This is a genomic window from Plantactinospora sp. A48, from assembly GCF_055793945.1.
Window position 1 is genome coordinate 1 of sequence record NZ_JBTIXF010000013.1, and the last position, 22520, is coordinate 22520.

A 22520-nucleotide genomic window follows, 5' to 3' on the forward strand; every position below is an offset into this window, starting at 1 on the left:
CGCGCGTGTCAGCAACAGACCGATCTCCTCGCCGGCTTCTTCGCCAGCACCGGCATGACCCTCGAACCCGAGCCACCGAGATAGCTCGAACCTTGGCCTTTCAATCTCTGTTGTCGGTTGTTGATCGTGCGGCCGCTCAGCGCACCGGCAGTGCCGGCAGCGCCTCGCGGGGATCACGACTGTCCGCAGCCGCGACCGAGTGCTGTTCGCATTGCTCGCGACGGAGCAGTTCGCCAAACCGGCGGATCTCGGAGACCCGGCGGTCCTGGTAGGTCTTGGCGAACTTCCCGATCGTCGTGCTGCGTCCGCGTCGTGCCATGGTCAACCCCCCAGTGCGTGCTGCTGTGAACGACGTGGCGATGCTAGCACGAACTCCGTGAAGTCTATTCACAAGATAATCGGCTGTGCTAGCGTTCACCCGTGACAACAGCGCAGGACCAGGCCGGCAGCGGTCCCACCCTGACCGCGAGCGGTATCGCGCGGCTGGCCAACGTCGGCAGGGCAGCGGTCAGCAACTGGCGCCGCCGCTACGCCGACTTCCCCGCACCAGTCGGCGGCACCCCGAGCAGCCCGCACTTCGACGCGGACGCGGTCGAGGAATGGCTACGCAAGCAGGGCAAGCTCCATCAGGCCACCCCGGAACAGGTGACCTGGCGGCACATCGAGAACTACCAACCAGCATCCGCGATCGACGAGGTCCTCGGCATCTGCGGAGCCCACCTGCTCGTCACCACGGACCGGTCGAACGACGGACGCGATGTCCTGCTGACCCCGAAACAGCTGCTCGCCCGGCTTCGCGCCCTCGACCGCAACCTGGCCACCATGGTCGAGGCGGTCCTGCCCCAGAGATGGACACCCCAGCTCACGACCGTGTTGCGCGCCGTCGACCAGCTCGGTCAGGAACACGACCCGGAGACCGCCTTCGAACGCCTGCACAACCGGTACGTCACCTCGGCCTACTCGCTGTCCGGCCTGGCCAGCACCCCGGACAGCGTCGCCGGGGCGATGCTCACCCTCACCGGCCCCGGCCCGGTCACCTTCGACTTCACCAGCGGCACCGGCTCCATCCTGCGGATGGCCGCCGACCGCGCGCTCCGGGACGGCACCGCGATCCACTGCTGCGGGCAGGAGATCAAACCGCAGTACGCCCTGATCGCCCTGCTGCGCCTGTGGTTCGTACACCGGCGGGCCCAGCTGGCCGGGCAACCAGCGTCCCCGCCCGTGCTGCACGTCGGCGACAGCCTGCTCGACGACGCCTTCCCCGAACTGCGCGCCGATGTCGTCGTGGCCAACTTTCCGTTCGGCATCCACGACTGGGGCCACGACAAACTCGCCTACGACCCGCGTTGGGTCTACGGACTGCCACCACGTACCGAGCCGGAACTCGCCTGGGTGCAGCACGCGCTGGCGCATCTGCGTACCGGCGGCACCGCCGCGGTCCTCATGCCACCCGCCGCCGCGCTACGTCCGGCGGGGCGACGCATCCGGGCCGAGCTGGTCCGGCACGGCGCGCTGCGCGCTGTCATCGCCCTACCCGCCGGCCTGATGCCACCCGCCGGTATCAGCCTGCACATCTGGGCCCTCACCAAACCCGAGCCCGACCAGCACCCCGACGGCCGACTGCTGTTCGTCGACACCACCGCGGCACCCGACGACACCGCGCTACGCGATGTGATCGCCGGCGCCTGGCGGGCCTTCCAGTCCGGTCAGGACGATGACACCTCGCAGATTTACCGGGTGATCCCCGCCATCCAGGTCCTCGACGGCCAGGTCGACCTGACCCCGTGGCGATACCTTCCCCAAGCCGACCACCACGCCCCGGAACCAGCCCAGACCCTTACCCGGATCAGCGACTTCGAGCAGCTCATTGAGCAGACCCGCCGAAGTCTGCCCGCCGTACGCGCGGCGCGGACGGCAACCCTGCGCGAGGCACCGCACGCCAGCCTGGCCGACCTGCTCCGGGCCGGGCACATCGTCGTCCAACAGCGCCCACTCCCCCGGACCCGTACCGACCCGGACTCCCCCGGCGACCCAGTGCTCACCCCCGCCGACGTCCTGGCCGGCCGAGCCGCCAGCGGCACCGGCGGCCACTCGACGAACGACGACCCCGCGCCCCGTGTGCAGCCCGGCGACATCCTCATCCCGATCGCCGGCCGCGAAATCATCGCCCGAGTCGCCACCGCCGAGCAGACCGGCGCCGAACTGGGACCCGGACTACAACTGGTACGGGTCGACCCTGCCCAGTTCGACCCATGGTTCGTGGCCGGCGTCCTCTCCCGCACCGACAACACCCGGGTCGCCGGCCGGGCCTCCAGCGCCGGCAGCGGCACCCGGCGCATCGACGTACGGCGCCTCGCCATCCCCGTGCTGCCGCTCGACCAGCAGCAGAATTACGGGCACGCCTTCCGCCAGCTCAGCGAGTTCCAGGCCCGGCTCCTCGATGCAGCGACGGCCGGCGAGGCACTCGCCCACGAAATCGGCGACGGCCTCGCCCGGGGAACCCTCGCCGCGGTGCCGGAAGCCTAGACACCCCCCGCGCACGCGGGGATGATCCGGTGGCGAATTGGGGCGCGGCCCGGCAGCCAGTGCGCTTCCCGCCCACGTGGGGGTGATCCGACGCACCGACACGGGCGGAAGCAGCGGCTATCGTTTGCCGTCCATGACCACCGCTGGCAGCCGGTGAACCTGGATGGAGTGACCCTGATCCGTCGGCCCAGCGAGCCGGTGAGCAACCCAGCTGCGCCGGGTGGCTAGAGCAAGGCGACGAACCGCCGTCAGCTCGGACGACGCGGTCGGCCCGCGTAGAGTGAGGGTCAGCGATCTAAAGTGAACGAAAACGGCATTGTTGATCTTTGACGCCCCAGGTCAACAAGTGTGCTCCCCGCGTACGCGGGGGTGATCCCTCGTTCCGCGCGACGCGCTCGGCCCCCTGCCCGTGCTCCCCGCGTACGCGGGGGTGATCCCAGATACGCCCGGGGGAAATTGGGACCAGGGTCGTGCTCCCCGCGTACGCGGGGGTGATCCTGGCCAGCGTCATTGATACCGTTGAAAGCTTCCGTGCTCCCCGCGTACGCGGGGGTGATCCGACATGTTGAGAAACGTAGGCGACACCGTGTACGTGCTCCCCGCGTACGCGGGGGTGATCCTCCACAAAAAGTCATGTCTGCCCTGATCAGAAAGTGCTCCCCGCGTACGCGGGGGTGATCCGCCGTACTTCCGCGCTCCTGCCAAGCGCCGGTTGTGCTCCCCGCGTACGCGGGGGTGATCCGGACGTGACCGATGAGTACCTGGCGGCAAACCGGTGCTCCCCGCGTACGCGGGGGTGATCCGTGGAGGTCGCCTGCGTGGTCGCGCCACAGGTCGTGCTCCCCGCGTACGCGGGGGTGATCCGCGTTCCAGGGAGCCAATCTGAGCGGTCAGCACGTGCTCCCCGCGTACGCGGGGGTGATCCTTGCGGGCCCTGGAGGTAATGCAGGAACGGCGCGTGCTCCCCGCGTACGCGGGGGTGATCCCGTCGCGTTCGTCATGGGCGGGATCTCCGTCACGTGCTCCCCGCGTACGCGGGGGTGATCCGATTCACCCCGGCGCCGGTCGTGCTTGAAGTCAGTGCTCCCCGCGTACGCGGGGGTGATCCGAACGACGGATCAGCCTCCATCGCGCCCGTCAGGTGCTCCCCGCGTACGCGGGGGTGATCCGGTCATGGCCACAGTCGTACCAATCATCTTGAAGTGCTCCCCGCGTACGCGGGGGTGATCCCTGTGTCGTGGATCTGACAAATGCGTGTGGGGTGCTCCCCGCGTACGCGGGGGTGATCCCGCGGCCGGCGTCTACCTGGTGCCTCTCGCATCGTGCTCCCCGCGTACGCGGGATGATCCCGCCGCCCAGCCGTGGGCGTACGCCGCGATCGTCTGCTTCCTGCGTGCGCGGGGATGATCCGAGGCGGCGGATCGGACAGAGTGCGGCTTGAAGCTGCTCCCCGCGCGGGGGTGATCCGTGCAGCGACGCGACATACAGCAGCGCGATCGGGTGCTCCCCGCGTACGCGGGGATGGTCCGGGTGGATATGTTCGACGACGAGAGATACGTACGGCCAGCAAGGGCCGGTCGGGTGATTCGAGAGAGGCGCCGTTCAGGAGGCTTGGCGGAGGCGCAGGTCGGCGAGCCACACCTCGGCCAGGTCGCTGAGCGCGACGCCGAGGACCTCGCTGAGGCAGACGACGGTGCCGAACGCGGGCGCCGGGAGCCGGCCCACTTCGATCTTGCGTAGCGTCTCCGGTGAGATGCCGGCCGCCAGGGCCACCTCGGCCAGGCTGCGGCCACCGCGTGCGACCCGGAGCGCCGCCCCGAGGCGTTGCCCCGCGGCGATCTGTTCCGGAGTGAGCGGTGGGCGAACCATGCCAGCAGGATAGGTCCGCCCGTTCGGAGCGGCAAAGCCGACCCGCTGGACGTGCCATCCGCCAGACGCGCCGCCCGACCGGACGCACCAATCCAGCGTGGTATAAATATACCGCCACGGAGCGGGAGGGTTGATCGTGATCGAGCTTAAGTCCGCCGAGGAGATCGATCGGATGGCCGTGACCGGCCAGTTCGTCGGCGAGCTGCTGGCGGAGCTGCGTGCGGTCGCCGGCGTCGGGGTCAACCTGATGGACCTCGAACACCACGCCCGCCGCCGGATCAAGGAGCGCGGCGCCGAGTCCTGCTACTGGGACTACACGCCGTCGTTCGGCCGTGGTCCGTTCCGCAACGTCCTGTGCCTGTCGGTCAACGACGCCGTGCTGCACGGCCTGCCGCACGACTATGCCCTGCGCGACGGTGACCTGCTGAGCGTCGACATGGCGGTCGGGATCGACGGCTGGGCCGCCGACTCCGCGCTGTCGGTGGTCGTCGGCACCCCCGACCCGGCCGACCTGAAGCTGATCGAGGCCACCGAGGTCGCGCTGGCGGCCGGCGTCGAGGCCGCCCAGCCAGGCAATCAGCTCGGCGACATCTCCGCCGCCATCGGCGAGGTCGCCCACCGGTACGGCTACCGGGTCAACAACGAGTTCGGCGGGCACGGCATCGGTCGCACCATGCACGAGGCTCCGCACGTACCCAATGATGGCCGCCCCGGTCGGGGCCTGCGGCTCAGGCCCGGCCTGACGCTCGCGATCGAGCCGTGGTTCTGCCGCGACACCGACCGGATCAGGTACGACAAGGACGGCTGGACGATCCGGTCCGCGGACGGGTCGCGGACGGCCCATTCCGAGCACACCGTCGCGATCACCAGGACCGGTCCGCAGGTGTTGACCCGACGTCCCGGATCCGACGCCGGGCCGGCCAACCGAAGCCGGCAGTCGGCCGCGACGTCCTGACGAGCGACGGCACGAGCACCGGCACGAGCACCGGAGCCGGAGTCGGGCTGTGGGGGGTGGTCCATGACGGGTCGCTGTATCCACTACTTGAAGACTTTCGCAACTGATAAAGTCTGCATCGAAGGCTGACGGTGAGCGTAACGGGATGGTGATGGCGTGCCGGTGCCGCTGTATCAGGCGAAGGCGGAGTTGTTCCGCACGTTGGGGCATCCCGTGCGGATCCGGGTGCTGGAGTTGTTGCAGGACGGCCCGAAGCCGGTACGTGACCTGCTGCTGGAGATCGACGTGGAGGCGTCGAACCTGTCGCAGCAGCTCGCGGTGTTACGCCGTGCGGGGCTGGTGGAGTCCAGCCGCGCGGGCACGTCGGTGAGGTACGCGTTGAGCACGCCGGACGTGGCGGACCTGCTGGCGGCCGGCCGCCGCATCCTCGGCTCGGTGCTGGCCGGCCAGGGCGGGTTGTTGGTGCAGCTCCAGGCCGACGGGCGCGGCCAGTGAGCGCTGCCACCGCGGCGCGCACCGCCGTGGTGCGGCTGGGTGGGCTGCTACCACGGCGCGCGGACTGGGTGGCGGTACGCCGCAGTCCACGCCAGGACCTGGTGGCCGGGTTGACGGTGGCGGTGGTGGCGTTGCCGTTGGCACTGGCGTTCGGGGTCACCTCCGGCCTCGGCGCCCAGGCGGGGCTGGTCACCGCCGTGATCGCCGGCGCGGTCGCGGCGATCTTCGGCGGGTCGAACCTGCAGGTGTCCGGACCGACCGGGGCGATGACCGTGGTGCTGGTGCCGGTGATCGCCAGGTTCGGCGCGACCGGGGTGCTGATGGTCGGTGTCATGGCCGGGATCGTGTTGATCGGCTTGGCGCTCGCCCGCCTCGGCCGCTACGTGCGCTACCTGCCGACCCCGGTGATCGAGGGCTTCACCGCCGGCATCGCCGTGGTGATCGCCCTGCAGCAGGTGCCGGCGGCGCTCGGCGTCACCGGCGCACACGGGGAGAAGGTGTGGGCGGTGGCCGCCGACGCCGCCGCCCGGTTCGCCACCGATCCACACCCCGCCCCGATCGCGGTCGCGCTGGGGGTGGCGGCGGTGATGCTGCTCGGCGCCCGGTGGCGCCCGGGCCTGCCGTTCTCCCTGATCGCGGTGGCCGCCGCCACCGGCCTCGCCCAGCTGGCACCCCTGTCGCTGGCCCGCATCGGCGCGTTGCCGGCCGGGCTGCCCACCCCGTCGTTGGGTTTCCTCGACCTGCACTCCGTCGGCACGCTGCTGCCCGCGACGCTGGCCGTCGCGGCGCTGGCCGCGCTGGAGAGCCTGCTGTCGGCCACCGTGGCCGACGGGATGAGCGTCAACGAGCAGCACGACCCGGACCGCGAGCTGTTCGGACAGGGCCTGGCGAACCTCGTCGTGCCGGTCTTCGGCGGCATCCCCGCCACGGCGGCGATCGCCCGCACCGCGGTCAACGTGCGAGCTGGCGCCGGCTCGAAACTGGCCGCCCTGACCCATGCGATCGCCCTGGCCGTGATCGTGCTGGTGGCCGCGCCACTGGTCGGGCGAATCCCCCTCGCGGCACTGGCCGGGGTGCTGCTGGCCACCACCGTACGGATGGTCGAGGCCAGCGCCCTGCTCGCCCTGGCACGCTCCAGCCGCGGTGAGGCCCTGGTCCTCGCGCTGACCTTCACCGTGACCGTCGCGATGGACCTGGTCACCGCGGTCGCCGTCGGCCTCGGCGTGGCCGTCGTCCTCGCCCTGCGCGCCGTCGCCCGCACCGCCCAACTGCGGCAGGTGCCGCTGGAAACGGGCGACCACTCCGCCGAGGAACACCAACTGCTCGCCGAGCACATCGTGGCGTACCGCCTCGACGGGCCGCTGTTCTTCGCCGCCGCCCACCATTTCCTACTCGAACTGACGGAGGTCGCCGACGTACGGGTGGTCATCCTGCGCATGTCGCGCGTGTCCACGATCGACGCGACCGGCGCGCGCGTGCTCGGCGACGCCATCACCCGGCTGCAACGACGCGGCATCACCGTGCTGCTGTCCGGCATCGCCCCCGACCACGAACAGGTCCTGAGCGCCCTCGGCGTCGCCGAGCAGCTCCGCCGCGACGGACAGGTCTTCCCCGACACCCCCACCGCGATCAGATACGCGCGGACACACCTGATGCACACCCTGCCCCACCCGCATGACCCCGCCGACGCCCCCCGCCCGCGTACCACCGCGCAGGTCGGCGCGTCCCCCCGAACCCACGGAGAGCAGCCATGCGAGTACTCATGATCGGCCCGCCCGGTTGCGGCAAGGGCACCCAGTCGGTACGCATCGCCGGCCACTACGGCATCGAGCACATCTCCAGCGGCGACCTGCTGCGCCGCCATGTCGCCGAGTGCACCCCCGTCGGCCGCGCCGTCGAACAGTGCATGCGACGCGGGGACCTCGTGCCCGACCACATCGTCCTGGACATCCTGCGCAAACCCGTCGAGGCCGCCAGCCGCCGCGGGGGTTATGTCCTCGACGGCTTCCCGCGCACCGTCGCCCAGGCCGAAGCCGCCCACCGTGCCACCGAGCCCTTCGGCGCCGCCGTGCGGATCGCGCTCCACCTCGAAGCCGGACGGGCCCAACTGATCGGCCGACTGCTCACCCGCGGCGCCCAGAAGGACCGTGCCGACGACACCGAACAGGTCATCAGTCACCGGCTCGACGTGTTCGACGAGACCGCTGGCCCACTGCTGGCCTACTACGCCCAACACGAAATACTGATCACCATCGACGGAGACCAGCCGGTGTCGCAGGTCACCGACGCCGCGATCCGCCGCCTCGACCAGGCACGCAGGCAACTCGACCTGCCCGACATCAGCCTCGCCGGCACCGGGGGCGCGTACCGCGCGCACCGGGTCGCCAGCTCAGCCACCACGGCGACGGCGGCCCAGGGTGGCGGGGCCTGACCTAGTCGTCGTGGGTGAGGTGGGGCCAGATCCCGGGCCAGTCGGTGGTGGGGCCGGTGCAGAGGCTCAGGTCGAGATGGTTGAAGTCGTTGTCCACCCCGTACGGCGCGACGAACGTGCCCACGGTCCGGCACCGCGCGAAGTACGGCCGGAGCCGGTCGGCGGCGTCCACCGCGAGCACCGTGTCGGCGGACGCCGAACCCGGTCCCCACATGCCGTACGCGTTGTGTCCCGACAGCACCGGTGGTAGTCCGGCCGGGCCGAGCACGTCGAGGGTGGCCGCCTCGGCGTAGTTGCCGGTGAAGATCGACGTTGGCGGTGTGCCGGAAGCGGCGAGCGTGGCGTTCTCGGTGGCGACGAGGCGGGCGAGTTCCGGCCAGCCGACGGTGTCGGCCAGGTCGCCGCTGCCCGGGTGGGCGTGCAGGTCACGTACCGGCCAGACCGGTAGCACCGAGGGCAGCACGGCCAGGGTCGCCACCAGGATGGCGCCGACGACGAGGACCCGGCGTCCCAGCGGTCGTCGGCCCCGGGCGAACCAGCGCTCGGTCGCCACCGACCCCGCCGCGAGTACGGCCGGCAGCAGGCCGGAGGTGTAGTAGGGCTTTCCCGGCACCCAGGCCAGCACGTACACCGCCACCAGGGTGACCGTGATCGCGAGGTAGCGCAGTTCCGGCGTACGCCACAGTCGCACGACGCCGGCGATCAGCACCGGGACGGTGCAGAGGCCGCCGTAGACGAGCTGCGCCGGTAGCCCGCCCAGGTAGGCGGCCACCGAGGTGTTCTCCCGATGCAGCGACGCGGCCATCGCGAACTGGGGCCAGCCGTGCGTCGCCTGCCACACCACGTTCGGCGCCCAGATCAGCGCGGCGATCCCGGCGCCCAGCCACGGCCAGCGGGTGCCCAGGATGTCGAGGCGGCGGGTGACGAGCAGGCCGACCGTGAGCGTCAGCAGCAGCAGCGCGATCAGGTTGTTGACCTGGAGGCCAAGGCCGGCGACGAGGCCCGCGCCGAGCCACCACCGGGGCCGGTCCCGGGCGATGGCGGTGGTCACGCACAGCACCACGAGCGTCCAACTCAGCAGCGCCGGTGGCGTGGTGTTGCCGATGTGTACGGCGCCGAGCAGCACCGGGGCGCCGGCCAGGCAGAGCGCGGCCAGGATCCGACCGATCCGCCCGGCACCGAAGATCGCGGCCTGCCGCGCGGCCAGCACGATGATCGCGCCGCCCGCCAGCGCCGGCAGCGTGCGTACGGCGGTCGGGTTGGTGCCGCCGATCGTCGTGGCCAGCCGGGCCAGGAGCGGGGCGATCGGCGGCTGGTCGACGTAGCCGAACGCGAGGTGGCGGCCCGCTTCGATGAAGTACAGCTCGTCCTGCTGGAAGCCGTAACCGGCGCTGAATGCCAGCTCGATGGTGACGAACGCGGCGGCGATGACCCAGACCAGCGCCGGAAGGCGGTCGTCGGTGGCGGGCTGGCTCATCGGTCCCCTCACATTCGGCGCTGGTACCGAATGGTCCCATCCCGCTCCGGCGGGCCCGGAGACGGGCCGGGAGACGGGCCGGGAGACGGGCCCGGAGACGGGCCGGGAGGCGTCGGCTGCCAGCCGAAACGCCGGTCGACCAGGAGGCCGGCCCGGATTCCCGGCAGTCGGTCGCAGACCCGGTGCCATCGACATTGACCGATCGCAGAGCGGTCGGTATCGTCCGGCTAACGGTTACCGATATGTTTCTCGAAAATTTCGAAGTCGATGGGGTGCCGCGCGGATGGCCGCGGCCCGTCGACTCCGATCCGGCGTGGAGCGAGGCATGGTGAGAGCAGGACCACCGACGCCGCGCATCGCCGTGCCCGTGGCAGCCGAGCCCGTGGCAGTCCCACGCCGGGTACGCGGGTCCGCCCGCGTCTCCACCCACCCCCACGCATCGTCATCCGATGCCCGCGAAGGAGTGTCATGAAACGTCTACGGAGACATGGCCGCCACCGGTTGGTGCTGGCGGCCGCCACCAGCGTGCTGGCCGTGGCCGGCGCGGCGCTGGTGGTGCCCGGGATGGCCCAGGCGGCCAGCACCCTGGGCGCCGCGGCGGCGCAGTCGGGTCGGTATTTCGGTACGGCTATCGCCGGCAGCAGGTTGGGTGACTCCACCTACACGACGATCGCGGCGCGTGAGTTCAACATGGTCACCGCCGAGAACGAGATGAAGCCGGACGCGACGGAGCCGAACCAGAACCAGTTCAACTTCTCCGCCGGGGATCAGATCTACAACTGGGCCACGCAGCGTGGGATGCAGGTGCGGGGTCACACTCTGGCCTGGCACGGGCAGCAGCCGGGTTGGATGCAACGTCTGTCCGGTAGCGCCCTGCGTAGTGCGATGATCAACCACATCAACGGGGTGATGGCGCACTACAAGGGCAAGCTGGCCGCGTGGGATGTGGTGAACGAGGCGTTCAACGAGGACGGTAGCCGTCGGCAGTCGAACCTGCAGGGCACCGGCAACGACTGGATCGAGGTCGCGTTCAGGACCGCGCGGGCGGCTGATCCGGGGGTGAAGCTCTGCTACAACGACTACAACATCGAGAACTGGAGTTACGCGAAGACGCAGGGCGTCTACCGGATGATCCAGGACTTCAAGTCCCGGGGGGTGCCGGTTGACTGTGTGGGTTTCCAGACGCACTTCACCGGTGGTAGCTCCCTGCCGGGCAACTTCCAGCAGACGTTGTCGAGTTTCGCCGCTCTGGGGGTGGATGTGGCGTTGACGGAGGTCGACGTCACCAACTCTTCCACGACGCAGTATGCGGGTCTGACTCAGGCGTGTATGAACGTGCAGCGGTGTATCGGTATCACCGTGTGGGGTGTGCGGGACAGTGACTCCTGGCGTTCCGGGGAGAACCCGCTGTTGTTCGACGGTGGGGGTAACAAGAAGGCCGCGTACACCTCGGTGTTGAACGCCCTCAACGCGGCGGGACCCGGCCCGACCAACTCGCCGACCGGCGGCCCCTCGCCGACGGCCACCTCCGGACCGACCACCCCACCGCCGGGTAGCGGCACCGGCCGGATCCTCGGCGTCCAGTCCGGTCGCTGCATCGACGTACCCAACTCGACGCAGACCAATGGGACCCGGGTGCAGTTGTACGACTGCAACGGCCAGTCGAACCAGCAGTGGACGTACACGTCGAGCAGGCAGCTGGCCGTGTACGGCACCTCCAAGTGCCTGGACGCCAACGGTGCGGCCACCGCCAACGGCACCGCCGTCATCATCTGGGACTGCAACGGCGGCGCCAACCAGCAGTGGAACATCAACTCCAACGGCACCATCAGCGGCGTACAGTCCGGCCGCTGCCTCGACGTCTGGGGCACCGCCAACGGCCAGCAGGTCCAGCTCTACGACTGCCACGGCCAGGCCAACCAGCAGTTCCAGTTCAGCGGTGGCTCCACGCCGCCCACGACCATGGCCCCCACGTCCGCACCGCCGACCAGCGCCCCGCCGACCAGCCCGCCCGGCAACTGCTCGCTTCCGTCGTCGTACCGGTGGACCTCGACGGGCTCGCTGGCCAACCCGGCGAACGGCTGGGTTTCGCTGAAGGACTTCACCAACGTCGTCTACAACGGCAAGCACCTGGTGTACGCGTCCAACGTCAACGGCTCGGGGTACGGGTCGATGGCGTTCAGCCCGTTCACCAACTGGTCGGACATGGCCTCGGCCCCCCAGACCGGGATGTCGCAGGGCACCGTGGCGCCCACGTTGTTCTACTTCGCCCCGAAGAACATCTGGGTGCTCGCGTACCAGTGGGGCCCGTCGCCGTTCATGTACAAGACCTCCAGCGACCCCACCAACCCCAACGGCTGGTCCGCGGCGCAGCCGCTGTTCACCGGCAGCATCTCCGGCTCCGGCACCGGCCCCATCGACCAGACCCTGATCGCTGACGACCAGAACATGTACCTGTTCTTCGCCGGCGACAACGGCAAGATCTACCGGGCCAGCATGCCGATCGGCAACTTCCCCGGCAACTTCGGCTCCAACTACACCACGATCATGAGCGACTCCACGAACAACCTGTTCGAGGCCGTTCAGGTGTACAAGGTGGCCGGTCAGAGCCAGTACCTCATGCTCGTCGAGTCGATCGGCTCGCAGGGCCGCTACTTCCGCTCGTACACCGCCAGCAGCCTCAGCGGCAACTGGACCCCGAACGCCGCCAGCGAGAGCAACCCGTTCGCCGGCAAGGCCAACAGCGGGGCCACCTGGACCAACGACATCAGCCACGGTGACCTGGTCCGTACCAACCCGGATCAGACCTTCACGGTCGACCCCTGCAACCTGCAACTGCTCTACCAGGGCAAGGCGCCCAACGCCGGCGGCCCGTACGACCAGCTGCCCTGGCGGCCGGGCGTGCTCACGCTCCAGCGTTAGTGGATTGACCAGGTTCGGATGTTCCTGACGTCCGACAACGGCGCACGCCGGACCGCGTGAACCGCTGCCACGACTCACACTCAGGAAACGGATGGACCCCGAACGGGCGGGCTCGGCCAGACCGAGCCCGCCCGTTCCCGTTCGTAGGCATCCATCGGCGCGCTCCCAGCGCTCGGCCCGTTCAGCGGTCAGCACCACGGGCACCTGTCGCAATCGATGACCAGCCGTACCGCGGCTGTCCGAGCCTCGTCGAGGGTGCCCAGATCCGACGCCCTGGTCACCGACGTCGATCGGCGACCAGAGCCAAGGCGAGTGGGGATGGACAATGCTCGCCCGGCACAATGTGGGAGTGGATCATCCGCGTCAGATTCCAATGCTCGAAATCTTGCGGTACGCCCAGAATGCCAGCCGGATCGAGGTGGAGTTGGACGGTTACCTCAACTATCACTTCGTTACCACTCCAACCGCGGCCGGCCACACCCCGAAGCTGATGCTCGAAGCCGGGATTAACCCGGCGGCCGGGATCACCGCGCCGGACGGCCCTCGTCGGCCGGTGATCAGCCTGCGTTCGAGCCCTTGGAAGGCTGGGCACGCCACCAATCCCTGGCACGATGAGTTCGACCTCGATCACGGTCATGTGCGTTACTACGGGGATCACAAGGCCACCACACCTGGCTTGCCGGGCGCCACCGCAGGCAATCGCGCCCTGCTCGATGCATGGTCGCTGCATGCCGCAACCGACCCCCGCCGCCGACTTCAAGCGCCACCGTTGCTGATCTACCGGTCTGTGACCGTGAGGCGAGGCGGTCGCACCCTGGTGAAGGGACATGTGGAATTCTGCGGTGCGGCGATCATCGAACGGCTCGAGCATGTGGTGCAGCGGGATCCGGACACCGGCCGCAGTTTCCCCAATCTGGCATTGGACCTCGCCGTCATCAACCTGGCCGATGCCGGCGACGCCCTGGATCTGCGGTGGATCGACGACCGACGCGACGCAGCGCTCGACGCCGAACAGGCCACCCGATACGCACCGACCTCATGGCTACGCTGGGTCCGCGAAGGTCGCTCAGCGATTCCCCGAGTGCGTCGGCGAGTGGTTGCCTCCCGTGTCAGGACCGCGGAAGACCAACTACCCGTTCCCGGGTCGGTCGAAGACGACCTGCTGCATCGGCTCTACCGATTCTTCGACGGGCGCAAACACGCCTTCGAGCTGCTCGCTGCCCGGGTCAGTGCTCAGATCCTGGGTGGGTCCGGAGCCCGCTACCACGATGGTTGGTTGACCCGGCCCGGCGGCGACGGTGGGGTGGATTTCGTCGGCCGGCTCGATGTCGGCACGGCCGCGAACAACACGCCCTTGGTCGTGCTGGGTCAGGCGAAGTGTGTCCAGCCCGGGTCGTCCATCAGCCCGGACCAGGTCGCCCGGGTGGTCGCGCGGCTGCGCCGTGGCTGGATCGGAGTCTTCGTCACCACTGGAGTGTTCTCGAAGCAGGCGCAGATCGAGGTGATCGACGACCAGTATCCACTGATTCTCGTCGATGGGCGGACCCTTGCAGCTCAAGTGCTGCGGATGACGGCGGCCGATCACGACGGTGACCTGGACGCGCTACTGGCATCTGTCATCACCGACTACGACACCGCGATGACCTACCGCCGGCCGGACGAAATCCTCCACGCCTGACTTCCAGGCGGAGATCAGTCGTCCCTGACGGCGCGGATCGGCAATCTGACAGCGTACGCAGGGACCATTCACATACGATCGCCGCTCGGCGTCGTACCAGCCGCTGTCGCCGTCAGCGCCTCGAGGTCGGTGGTGGAACGTGCTGGACTCGACGCCCCGCGCGGGCGCCGGGCTGCGCTGGCTGCATGTGCTGGTCCTGCTCGTGCTGGTCAGCACCGGTGTCTGCGCCGGCCAGGCGGCGTTCGTCGCGAACGACCTCGGCCAGTGGGGTGACGTACAGGCCTGCGCCGCCCTCAACGGTCTTCCGCCCGATGGCGGGCAGACCGCGCGGCTGCTCGGCCGGGACGACGTCTACGACCGCTGCGCCGCCGGCTTCGATGCGGCCCGCCAGGCGGCGATGGTGGTGGGCGCGGTCGCGGTGCCGCTGCTCGCCGGCGCCTGCCTGGTCGTTGCCGGTCTGTGGCTGCGCTGGCGACTGGGCCGACGGGTGCGGCGGCGACCACCGGGGGACGGCGCGACCGCGGTGGTGTCGGCGGCGTTCGACTCCTGGTGCCAGGCGCTCGGACTGACCGGACGGCGTCGCCCACGGCTGGTCGTGGCCCCGGTCGGCCGGGCGGACCTGGAGGCGTACACGACGGCCGTGCCGCTGCGCCGGCCCCTGGTCGTCGTGCCGGTCGGTTACGCCTACGGCCCCCGCGAACAGCTCGACCTGGTGACCCTGCACGAGTTGGCGCACGTACGCGCCCGTGACGTCTCCTGGGCGGCGGCCACCTGGTGGACCGGGTGGATCCTGCTTCCGGTGCTGGCGCTCAGCATGGCACCGGCGCTGCTGCGGCCATCGGTCGTGGGCGGCCGGTACGCGATCTGGCTGGCCGTCACCGCCGTCCTGGCCGTGGCGACGCTCCTGCTCCGCACGGCGGTGCTGCGCCGCCGGGAACACGCGGCGGACCGCTTCGCGGTGGCCGTGGGTGACCTGCGGACGGCGCTCGCCGACGCCACCGGCCGCGACCGGGTCACGCACCGCTCGCCGTCGCGGCTGGCCAGGCTGCTCGCCACCCATCCCGCGGCCGGCGACCGGGTGCGGGCGCTCGACCGGGACGAACGCTGGGAGGGCGGGGCGGCGGTCGCGGCGGTGACCGGGCTGCTGGCGATGACCGGATACCAGACGGGCCATCTCCTGAGTCTGCGCCTGGACCGGCTGCCCGGCGGGGTCGACGGCCGGGACCTGGCCATCGGCCTGGCCGCGCTGTGCTGGGCGGCGATGGTCGTGCCCGGCTGGGCGGCGAGGCCGGCGCTCACCCCCGGCCGGTGGTGGGCCCGGGTGCTGGGGGCGAGCGCCGGCCTGACCGCCGGCTGTCACCTGCCGACGTTGGGCGAATCCACGTCCGTCGCTGGCGTGTTCATGGCGGGGTTCCGGCCGGCGGCGATCATCGGCACGGCGGTGGCCGTGACCGGCGTGAGCGCGTTCGGCGCGGGCCTGGCCGAGGCGGTCGCCGGCACACCGCGCGGCCTGCGCCGCGCCGCCGGGGCGCTCTCCGTGCTGGCTCTGGCGGCACTGCTCGCCGCCGTTCTGTGGACGGTGGACCTGCTGATCATCGCGCACTGGTCCTGGCACAGCGTGGCCATCGACCGCGCCCTGTTCGTGACCCCGTCCAGCGGGTACCAGCGATGGCTGCCGGTCCCGCTGCTCGTCGCGGGCGCGGTGCTGGTCACCGGGCGGATCCCGACCGGCCTCCGGCGGTTCCGCCCGAACCGGTGGCTTGTGCTGCTCGTGCTGGTCGCCGGCGGCGCCGGGACGATCGCCTGCGCCGTGGTGACCCAACTGCTCGCCGGCCGGGCGGGCGACGACAGCTCCCGCTTCCTTCTGCTGCTCGACAGGTGGTGGATCTGTGCCGGCACCGGCTGGCTGGTCACGCTCGTCGTGCTGCTCCGCCGGGGTATGCGCGGGCCCGACGGCGGCGCCGCGACGGCGTGGCTGGCCGGCGCGGCGACGGTGGCGTTGTGCGGGGCGGCCCAGTTCGCCCGGGACGCGGTCGTCGGCGCCGGTCGTAGCGGTACGCACCTGCTCAACTTCCTGTACCGGCCAGGCTGGCTCTTCGGTGCGCTTGTCGTACTCACCTTCCCGGCGGCGGTACTCGCCCACGATCTCGCTCCGCTGCGCAACAGCGCCGCCCGGTCCCGCGGAGGGGTCCGGGCCGCCCTCGTCGGCACCGTCGCCGGGACGATCGCGGTCGCCTGCGTGGTCGGTCTCGGCTGGAGCGAACCGGTGACGGGTGCGGTTGGCGACTGGCCGCGACTGGCCAACGCCCGGGTCCGGCCGGGCGACCCCGGAGGCGACCGCGCACGCACCAACGCCGATCCGGGTCGGTCGCTGACCGGTCAGGCCGTCGACACGGTGCTGACCACCGCCCGGCGCGGGCTGCCGGCGGAGTGGGCGACCTCCCGGGACGGACCCGGGGAGACACCCGAGGAGGCGTCCGGGGTCCAGCCACCCGCCTGCGCGGAGCTGTTCGCCGCCGGGCGTCGCGCCGAGCGGGACCGCGCCCCGACGGCCGCCGGAACCATCGTCCTCGCCATCCCGGCCGCCACGTTCCCACCGCTGGGTGCCACGCTCCGGATGAGCCTCGTCTCCTATCCCGCGACCTCGGCCGGGCCGGCGGTCCTCGCCGGGACCGCCGAATCGGTCCGCGCCTGTCCACACTGGTCCGTGCCGGCCGACCTCACCGACGACCGGCTGTCCCACCTGTCGATCGAAGCGCTGCCGTCCTCGTCGGAACTGCCGTACCCGAACGCCCGTACCCGGGTCAGTGAGTCCTCCACGGTGCTGGGGCTGCCGGCGGCCGGCGCCGCGGTCAACCTCCTGGTCGCGGTGGGTCACAACCTGGCGGTGGTACGCGTCGAGTACGCCCGGCCGTACCGCGACCAGCTCGACGCGGACGAACTCGCCCTGCTCGACGGGTACGCCGTCGTCGCCGCCCGGCTGATCGTCCGTGCCCTGGAAAGCTGAACAGGAGACCGACCGTGGAAGAGCTGCGCCTCAGCGAGCTGGTGCGGGAGGTGGTCGCGACCGCCGCGCCGCAGGAGCTGGACCTGTTGCCGCAGGTGACCGCCGCCTGGCTGGCCGGCGAGCTGGAACCGTTGCCGCCGTCCGCCACCGGAGCACCGGTGCGCTGGCGGGGTGGGGCGATCGGCGCCGGTCTGGAGCCGGATCTGCTGACCCTCCTGGCCTACCCGGTGCTCACCGGGACCGTCAGCCAGCTGATGGCGCCGGTCGCGGAGTACGGCTGGCGACGGCTCCGGCGCCTGATCCGGCGGCGCCCACGGCGTACCGATCCGGTCATCCCACGCGAGGTCATCGAGGACGCCGACGCCGTCCGCGCGGCGATCCTCGCGCACGGACCAGCCGTCGGGCTCTCCCGGGAACGCGCCACGCTGCTCGCCGACGCCACCTACGCCGCCCTGATCCGCCGCCAGACGAGGAATCGCACATGAGCCACCGGACCACTCGACGCTTCGTACTCGGACTGGCCGGTGCCGCAGCGGCCGGCTGGTTGACCGGCTGCGGTCACGACAGCACTGAGCGGCCGGCCGGGCCGACCGTACCCACCCTGGGCGGCTCCTCCGGCGGCTCGGCCGCCCCGGACGACCTGCTCGACCGGCTCGCCGGCTACCCCGGTGGCTTCCGGTTCACGCCCGCGAACAGCGTCCACTGGAACGACGACCCGGGTCGGGCCCGGGCCGTGGTGGCGATGCGTACCGAGTTGGCGAGGTTCCTCGACTGGGCCGTCACCAACGGCCATCCCGACATCCTGCCCGCGCTCCCCCGCTCACTGGTCGGCCAGGAATACGTGCTGGATCCGCTGGTGGACAACACGGAGAGCCTCGACACCACGCCACTGCCGGGCGCGCGGGAGCCGTTCGGCCGGCTGATCCCGGACGACAACACGGTGAAGAGCCAGATCAGCAGCCGGCAGGCCGGCTTCCTGCTCACCATGCTGAAGACGGTGCTGTCGCGACCGGCGTACGCCCGCCTGGTCACCGAATCGCCGCTGCTCAGGGCCGCGGACGGGAAGAACATCCTTCACGTGTACCCGTACTCCGCGCCCAATCCGGTCGGCGGCACCGACCAGTACACCCCGGCCGGCATCCGCGAGGCGTTCGCCAAGAACCGGGACCTGCGCTGGCTGATCGCCAACCCGGGCCGGAACCTGACCGCCGAGGAGCAGCGTCGCCTGCTCGATGGCGGCGGCACGCTCTACGACACGGAGGGTTTCCGGGTCATCCACCTGGACAGTGCCCGGGGCGGGAACGTGCCCGCCACCCTGGCCCGCTCGCTGTACGACGCGTTCAGATCCGTGCTCCCGGCGTAGTCGTCGCGAACGGGCCCGACTCCGGGGCGGACGGGTCGGCCGGCGGACGGGTCGACGGGCGGATCACCGGGTCCGGAGTGGACGAACTGTCGCGGGCGGGCGGGTACCGGGCGCGGGCCGGCATACTCGTCCCGTGCGTCTTTCTGCGGTGGCCCATGGATTGGTCCTCGTCCGGAAACCGGACACCGGTACCCGGGAGGGTGGTCCGGGAACCCGGCGTTGGGGCCTGGTCGGTGCGGTCGTGGCGGTGGTCGTGCTGCTCGCCGCCCTCGGCGTGCTGGTCCGACGGTCCCCGGACCGGCCGGCACCGCCGGCGCCGGCCGCGTCGGCACCGGCGGCCTCGGCCCTGGCAACGCCGGATGCCCCGCACCCGCTGCCCTGGCAGTCGGCGCTGGTCGCCCGGGACGACCGGACGGTCACGGTTTACGCCGGCCCGGACCGACGGTGCGCGGAACTCGCCGAGGCGCAGGCCGCTGGTACGGAGCACGGCGACCGGGAGGTCACCATCACGGTGACCGGCCGTGCGGTGGACGCAGCCGAATGCGGGCGGATCGGGTCCGCCGTTCCGCTGGTCGTGGCGCTGCACGGACCGCTGGGAACGCGGAGCCTGCGGGACGCCGCCGACGCGCGGCCACGACCGGTCTACTTCGAGCGGGAGCTGCCCGACCTGCGCGGGGACAAGCGGTGGAGTCCGCTCCAGTCGCACGTCATGGCCGGCGGTGACGGCTGGAACCAGGGGTACAACGGATCCGGCGGGAGTTCGTTGCTGCTGTCCGCCCAACCCACCGCGACGGTGCGGCGGCCCGTCGCCGTCAGCACCCTGACGGTCGGCTCCCGCCGCGGCGTCGTCAGCGGCGGCCCGAAGACCTTCTGGGTGCTGAGCTGGGAGGCCCGGCAGGTGACCTATTCGCTCCAGCTGATCCCGGCCGAGGGTGGCGCCACCCCGCTGGGGCAGTTCAAGCGGGAGGTTTCCAAGCTGCGCTGGACGGGCTGACCAAACCGGCGCCGCCCCCGCCGGTTGAGGACGGCGGGGGCGGCGGGTCGGTCGGCCCAGGTGCAGAGTGAACCGCTGGGCTCAGGGTGCGGGGAGAGCTGCTGGCTCAGGTGCAGGGTGAGCCGTTGGTCAGGGTGAACGCGGTCGGGTTGGTGTTGGTGCCGGTGTAGCTGGCCTGGAAGCCGAAGCTCACGGTCGAGCCGGGGTTGATGACGGCGTTGTTCGCGTCGTTGTTGAACGCGACGTGTTGCCCGGTCTGGGTCGCGGTCCCGTTCCAGGGGGTGGTGATCGTCTGGTTGCCCGGGAAGTCCCAGTTGAGCGTCCACTTGTTGATGGCCGTCGTACCGGTGTTCTTCAGGGTCAGGCTGGCGGTGAAGCCGTTCGACCAGCTGCTCGCCGAGTAGGTGACCTTGCAGGAGAGCGTCGGGTTGGTCACCGTGTAGCCGTTGGCCGCGTCCCGGACGGCGGTGACCGACGGGCAGCCGTACCCGTCGTCCGGGGTGTTCAGGCCCTGGAAGCTGGAGTTCGACGGGCCGAGGTTCACCCAGGAGCCGCCGATCTGCAACTGGATGCCGCTGGCCTTCCACACGTGCCCGCGGCTCTTCGTGCAGTAGTCACCGACGGTGGTGACCGGGTTCCAGGCGGTGTACCCCTCGAAGATCGCCCAGCCGTACCCGTCACCGCCGTTGTAACCGTGGGTCGTGTAGAGGACGTCCCAGGTCGAGGTGGTGACGTTGTACACCGACGCGGTCCACTCGTTCGTCGCGGCGTTCGTCTTGAGGATCTGGAAGTCGTACGCGGAGTTGGTCACGTACTTCGACTTGAAGGTGGCGTCGACGTCGGCCACCCAGTGCCCCCGGGGGTTTACGTCGCACCAGTCCCAGACGATGATTTCCAGGATGGCGTTGTGGTACTGGGGGTACAGCTCGATGCAGGAGTTGCTACCCGGATAGAGGGTGGGAGCGTAGATGAAGTCTCCCGTGGAGTAGCCGGGGTTGATGCTGTTCCTGGCCCGGGCGCCGGTGACGCCCGCGTTGATGTGGAAGCCGTAATCCGGGTGGTTGTAAGGGGCCGGGTTGCCCGTCCAGCTCGGCAGTGGCTGTGGTGTCGACTGCGGACCGGGTCGCTTCGCGGACGCCGGTTGGGCGTTGACCGGCGGCTGCGGGTGTGGCGCCGCGATCGCCGCCGGCTGCCCGGCACCGCTCGGCGTCGCCGCCTGGGCCGGGATGGAGAGACCGGCGACTACGGTGACCGCACCGCAGACGACGGCCAGGCCCTTGGTCAGGCCAAAGTGAAACCTCAAGGTTTCCCCCTTACCTAAATGCCGGACAGGGAAAGCGCGCACTGGACACCGGTGTCACCGCCGTCGCCGCTCCTGTCCTGGCGCAACGGATCAAGCCTCGCCTCAGCCGGCTTTCGGATCCAGATTCCCGAACGACCCCGAACGAGCCCGAACGAGCCCGAACACCGGGCCGGCGGGATTTGACACCGGGATAGCTAGCCGTTATCTATTAGCGGTCTGTTCGAGGGGGTGCGACCGGGTGCAGGACGTGGTGCTGGCCATGCTGGCCAAGGAGCCGGCCTACGGGTACGAGCTGCGCAGCAGGATGCGGGCCGCCCTCGGCCCGCTCGGCGCGACGATGAACGCCGGGCAGGTCTACGTGACGCTGGCCCGGCTGGCAAGGGCCGGACTGGTGACCTCGGAGCGGGCCGACGGCCTGCCGGACCGGCCCGATCGGCGGGTCTACGCCCTCACCCCCGCCGGGCAGCAGCGGGTCACCGGCTGGTTGGCGGAGGTGAGCTGGCCGAAGCCGGACCTGATGGAGTTTCACCTGAAGCTGGTGGCCGCCGCCTCCGCCCGGCTGGCCGACCCGGTGGCGCTGGTCGACGCGCAGCGACGCGAGGTGCTGCGCCGGTTGCGCGACGCCCAACGGTCGGCGCTGGACCGGGCGGTGGATCCGGTCGCCGGGTTGTTGCTGGAGGGGGTCGTCCTGCGGTTGCGGGCCGACCTGGAATGGCTGGAGGCGTGCGAACGGATGTGGACCGGGCGGAAGGCGGGGTCGTGACCGGATCGACGGTGTTGCGGGCCTCCCGGCTGAGCATGCGGTACGGCGACGAGCAGGCGTTGGTACGCGCCGTCGACGAGGTCGACCTGGACGTGCCGGCCGGGCAGGCCGTGGCGATCATGGGACCGAGCGGCTGCGGCAAGTCGACCCTGCTGCACCTGCTCGGCGGGCTGCAACGCCCCACCGCTGGGCAGGTGTGGTTGGCCGGGCAGCGGATCGACTCGATGCGCGAACGGGCCCTGGCCCGGCTGCGGCGCGACGGGGTCGGGTTCGTGTTCCAGGCGTTCCACCTGATGGATGAGCTGACCGCGGTGGAGAACGTCGAACTGGCCGCGCTGCTGGCCGGTCGGTCACCCGGTCGGGCCCGCCGCCGCGCCCTGCACCTGCTGGACCGGGTCGGTCTCGCGGACCGGGCCAACCACCTGCCGTCGGCACTGTCCGGCGGCCAGCGGCAGCGGGTCGCCATCGCCCGGGCGTTGAGCAACGAGCCGCTGGTCGTACTGGCCGACGAGCCCACCGGCAACCTCGACAGCGCCGCCACCCTCGACGTCCTACGGCTGTTCGAGGACCTTCGCGCCACCGGACAGACCCTTGTCACGGTCACGCACGACGCCCGCATCGCCGCGATCGCCGACCGGGTCATCGCGATGCGCGACGGAACCTTCGCCGACGACACCCACCTGACCGCTGTCGCTGACCGGGCCGGCGCCGGAACCCGCTACGACGGGCGGCGCTGA

General features: G+C 70.8%; 17 protein-coding genes and 1 CRISPR repeat array. Of the genes, 13 read left to right on the forward strand and 4 right to left on the reverse strand.

Annotated features, from left to right (window positions below; translation table 11 throughout):
* Positions 1–136: 136 nt before the first annotated feature.
* Positions 137–319, reverse strand: coding sequence for a hypothetical protein (locus ACXN5W_RS09660; protein WP_473157846.1), 183 nt, complete (start codon positions 317–319; stop codon positions 137–139).
* A 101-nt stretch (positions 320–420) separates the two neighbouring features.
* Between ACXN5W_RS09660 and ACXN5W_RS09665 the strand changes: the two genes are divergently transcribed.
* Entirely contained in the window at positions 421–2526 is a 2106-nt protein-coding gene (locus ACXN5W_RS09665; RefSeq protein ID WP_473157847.1) for an HsdM family class I SAM-dependent methyltransferase, read from the forward strand.
* A 347-nt stretch (positions 2527–2873) separates the two neighbouring features.
* Positions 2874–3815: direct repeats of the CRISPR family, unit length 29 nt; unit sequence CGTGCTCCCCGCGTACGCGGGGGTGATCC.
* A 313-nt stretch (positions 3816–4128) separates the two neighbouring features.
* Here the strand turns inward: ACXN5W_RS09665 and ACXN5W_RS09670 are convergent.
* Positions 4129–4395 carry a helix-turn-helix domain-containing protein gene (locus ACXN5W_RS09670; protein WP_473157848.1) on the reverse strand — a complete coding sequence of 89 codons (267 nt, stop codon included), beginning with the start codon at positions 4393–4395 and terminating at the stop codon, positions 4129–4131.
* Between the two features lie 136 nt (positions 4396–4531).
* On the opposite strand from ACXN5W_RS09670, the gene map reads away from it, so the two are divergent.
* The 4 genes from map (at position 4532) to ACXN5W_RS09690 (ending at position 8276) form a co-directional block, all read left to right on the forward strand.
* The gene (gene map, locus ACXN5W_RS09675; protein WP_473157849.1) at positions 4532–5350 is read left to right on the forward strand and encodes a type I methionyl aminopeptidase; all 819 of its coding nucleotides are present in this window, start codon (positions 4532–4534) and stop codon (positions 5348–5350) included.
* Between the two features lie 156 nt (positions 5351–5506).
* Positions 5507–5845: an ArsR/SmtB family transcription factor gene (locus ACXN5W_RS09680; protein ID WP_473157850.1), complete on the forward strand. Its 339-nt coding sequence runs from the start codon at positions 5507–5509 to the stop codon at positions 5843–5845.
* On the forward strand, positions 5842–7611 hold the full coding sequence (locus tag ACXN5W_RS09685) for a SulP family inorganic anion transporter (protein ID WP_473157851.1): 1770 nt from the start codon (positions 5842–5844) through the stop codon (positions 7609–7611). The genes ACXN5W_RS09680 and ACXN5W_RS09685 overlap by 4 nt, the downstream gene beginning before the upstream one ends.
* Complete coding sequence (locus ACXN5W_RS09690) at positions 7596–8276, forward strand: adenylate kinase (RefSeq protein ID WP_473157852.1); 681 nt, start codon at positions 7596–7598, stop codon at positions 8274–8276. Before ACXN5W_RS09685 ends, ACXN5W_RS09690 begins: the two co-directional genes overlap by 16 nt.
* Before the next feature lies 1 nt (position 8277).
* Here ACXN5W_RS09690 and ACXN5W_RS09695 read toward each other — a convergent pair whose 3' ends face one another.
* Positions 8278–9753 (reverse strand): glycosyltransferase family 39 protein, encoded by a 1476-nt coding sequence (locus ACXN5W_RS09695; RefSeq protein ID WP_473157853.1) that lies wholly within the window; start codon positions 9751–9753, stop codon positions 8278–8280.
* Between the two features lie 468 nt (positions 9754–10221).
* Here ACXN5W_RS09695 and ACXN5W_RS09700 point away from each other — a divergent pair, with 468 nt between their 5' ends.
* The 6 genes from ACXN5W_RS09700 to ACXN5W_RS09725 all read left to right on the forward strand — a co-directional run bounded on the left by ACXN5W_RS09700 (position 10222) and on the right by ACXN5W_RS09725 (position 19717).
* Positions 10222–12675 carry a non-reducing end alpha-L-arabinofuranosidase family hydrolase gene (locus ACXN5W_RS09700; protein ID WP_473157854.1) on the forward strand — a complete coding sequence of 818 codons (2454 nt, stop codon included), beginning with the start codon at positions 10222–10224 and terminating at the stop codon, positions 12673–12675.
* Between the two features lie 349 nt (positions 12676–13024).
* Positions 13025–14353: a restriction endonuclease gene (locus ACXN5W_RS09705; RefSeq protein ID WP_473157855.1), complete on the forward strand. Its 1329-nt coding sequence runs from the start codon at positions 13025–13027 to the stop codon at positions 14351–14353.
* Positions 14354–14492: 139 nt separating this feature from the next.
* Positions 14493–17360 (forward strand): M48 family metalloprotease, encoded by a 2868-nt coding sequence (locus ACXN5W_RS09710; protein ID WP_473157856.1) that lies wholly within the window; start codon positions 14493–14495, stop codon positions 17358–17360.
* Between the two features lie 14 nt (positions 17361–17374).
* Complete coding sequence (locus ACXN5W_RS09715; protein WP_473157857.1) at positions 17375–17845, forward strand: hypothetical protein; 471 nt, start codon at positions 17375–17377, stop codon at positions 17843–17845.
* Positions 17842–18723 (forward strand): hypothetical protein, encoded by an 882-nt coding sequence (locus tag ACXN5W_RS09720; protein WP_473157858.1) that lies wholly within the window; start codon positions 17842–17844, stop codon positions 18721–18723. The genes ACXN5W_RS09715 and ACXN5W_RS09720 overlap by 4 nt, the downstream gene beginning before the upstream one ends.
* 133 nt (positions 18724–18856) lie before the next feature.
* Positions 18857–19717, forward strand: coding sequence for a hypothetical protein (locus tag ACXN5W_RS09725; protein ID WP_473157859.1), 861 nt, complete (start codon positions 18857–18859; stop codon positions 19715–19717).
* Between the two features lie 106 nt (positions 19718–19823).
* Here the strand turns inward: ACXN5W_RS09725 and ACXN5W_RS09730 are convergent, their stop codons facing one another.
* A complete protein-coding gene (locus ACXN5W_RS09730) occupies positions 19824–21020 on the reverse strand; it encodes a cellulose binding domain-containing protein (RefSeq protein WP_473157860.1) in 1197 nt (398 codons plus the stop codon).
* 238 nt (positions 21021–21258) lie between these two features.
* On the opposite strand from ACXN5W_RS09730, the gene ACXN5W_RS09735 reads away from it, so the two are divergent.
* Both ACXN5W_RS09735 and ACXN5W_RS09740 read left to right on the forward strand, forming a co-directional pair.
* The gene (locus tag ACXN5W_RS09735; protein ID WP_473157861.1) at positions 21259–21783 is read left to right on the forward strand and encodes a PadR family transcriptional regulator; all 525 of its coding nucleotides are present in this window, start codon (positions 21259–21261) and stop codon (positions 21781–21783) included.
* The gene (locus ACXN5W_RS09740; protein WP_473157862.1) at positions 21732–22520 is read left to right on the forward strand and encodes an ABC transporter ATP-binding protein; all 789 of its coding nucleotides are present in this window, start codon (positions 21732–21734) and stop codon (positions 22518–22520) included. The genes ACXN5W_RS09735 and ACXN5W_RS09740 overlap by 52 nt, the downstream gene beginning before the upstream one ends.

Excerpts from the sequence above, each read along its gene's own strand:
- ACXN5W_RS09660 (WP_473157846.1), bottom strand. The coding sequence starts at position 319 with ATGGCACGACGCGGACGCAGCACGACGATCGGGAAGTTCGCCAAGACC.
- ACXN5W_RS09670 (WP_473157848.1), bottom strand. The coding sequence starts at position 4,395 with ATGGTTCGCCCACCGCTCACTCCGGAACAGATCGCCGCGGGGCAACGC.
- ACXN5W_RS09695 (WP_473157853.1), bottom strand. The coding sequence starts at position 9,753 with ATGAGCCAGCCCGCCACCGACGACCGCCTTCCGGCGCTGGTCTGGGTC.
- ACXN5W_RS09700 (WP_473157854.1), top strand. The coding sequence starts at position 10,222 with ATGAAACGTCTACGGAGACATGGCCGCCACCGGTTGGTGCTGGCGGCC.
- ACXN5W_RS09720 (WP_473157858.1), top strand. The coding sequence starts at position 17,842 with ATGAGCCACCGGACCACTCGACGCTTCGTACTCGGACTGGCCGGTGCC.
- ACXN5W_RS09740 (WP_473157862.1), top strand. The coding sequence starts at position 21,732 with ATGGCTGGAGGCGTGCGAACGGATGTGGACCGGGCGGAAGGCGGGGTC.
- ACXN5W_RS09690 (WP_473157852.1), top strand. The coding sequence starts at position 7,596 with ATGCGAGTACTCATGATCGGCCCGCCCGGTTGCGGCAAGGGCACCCAG.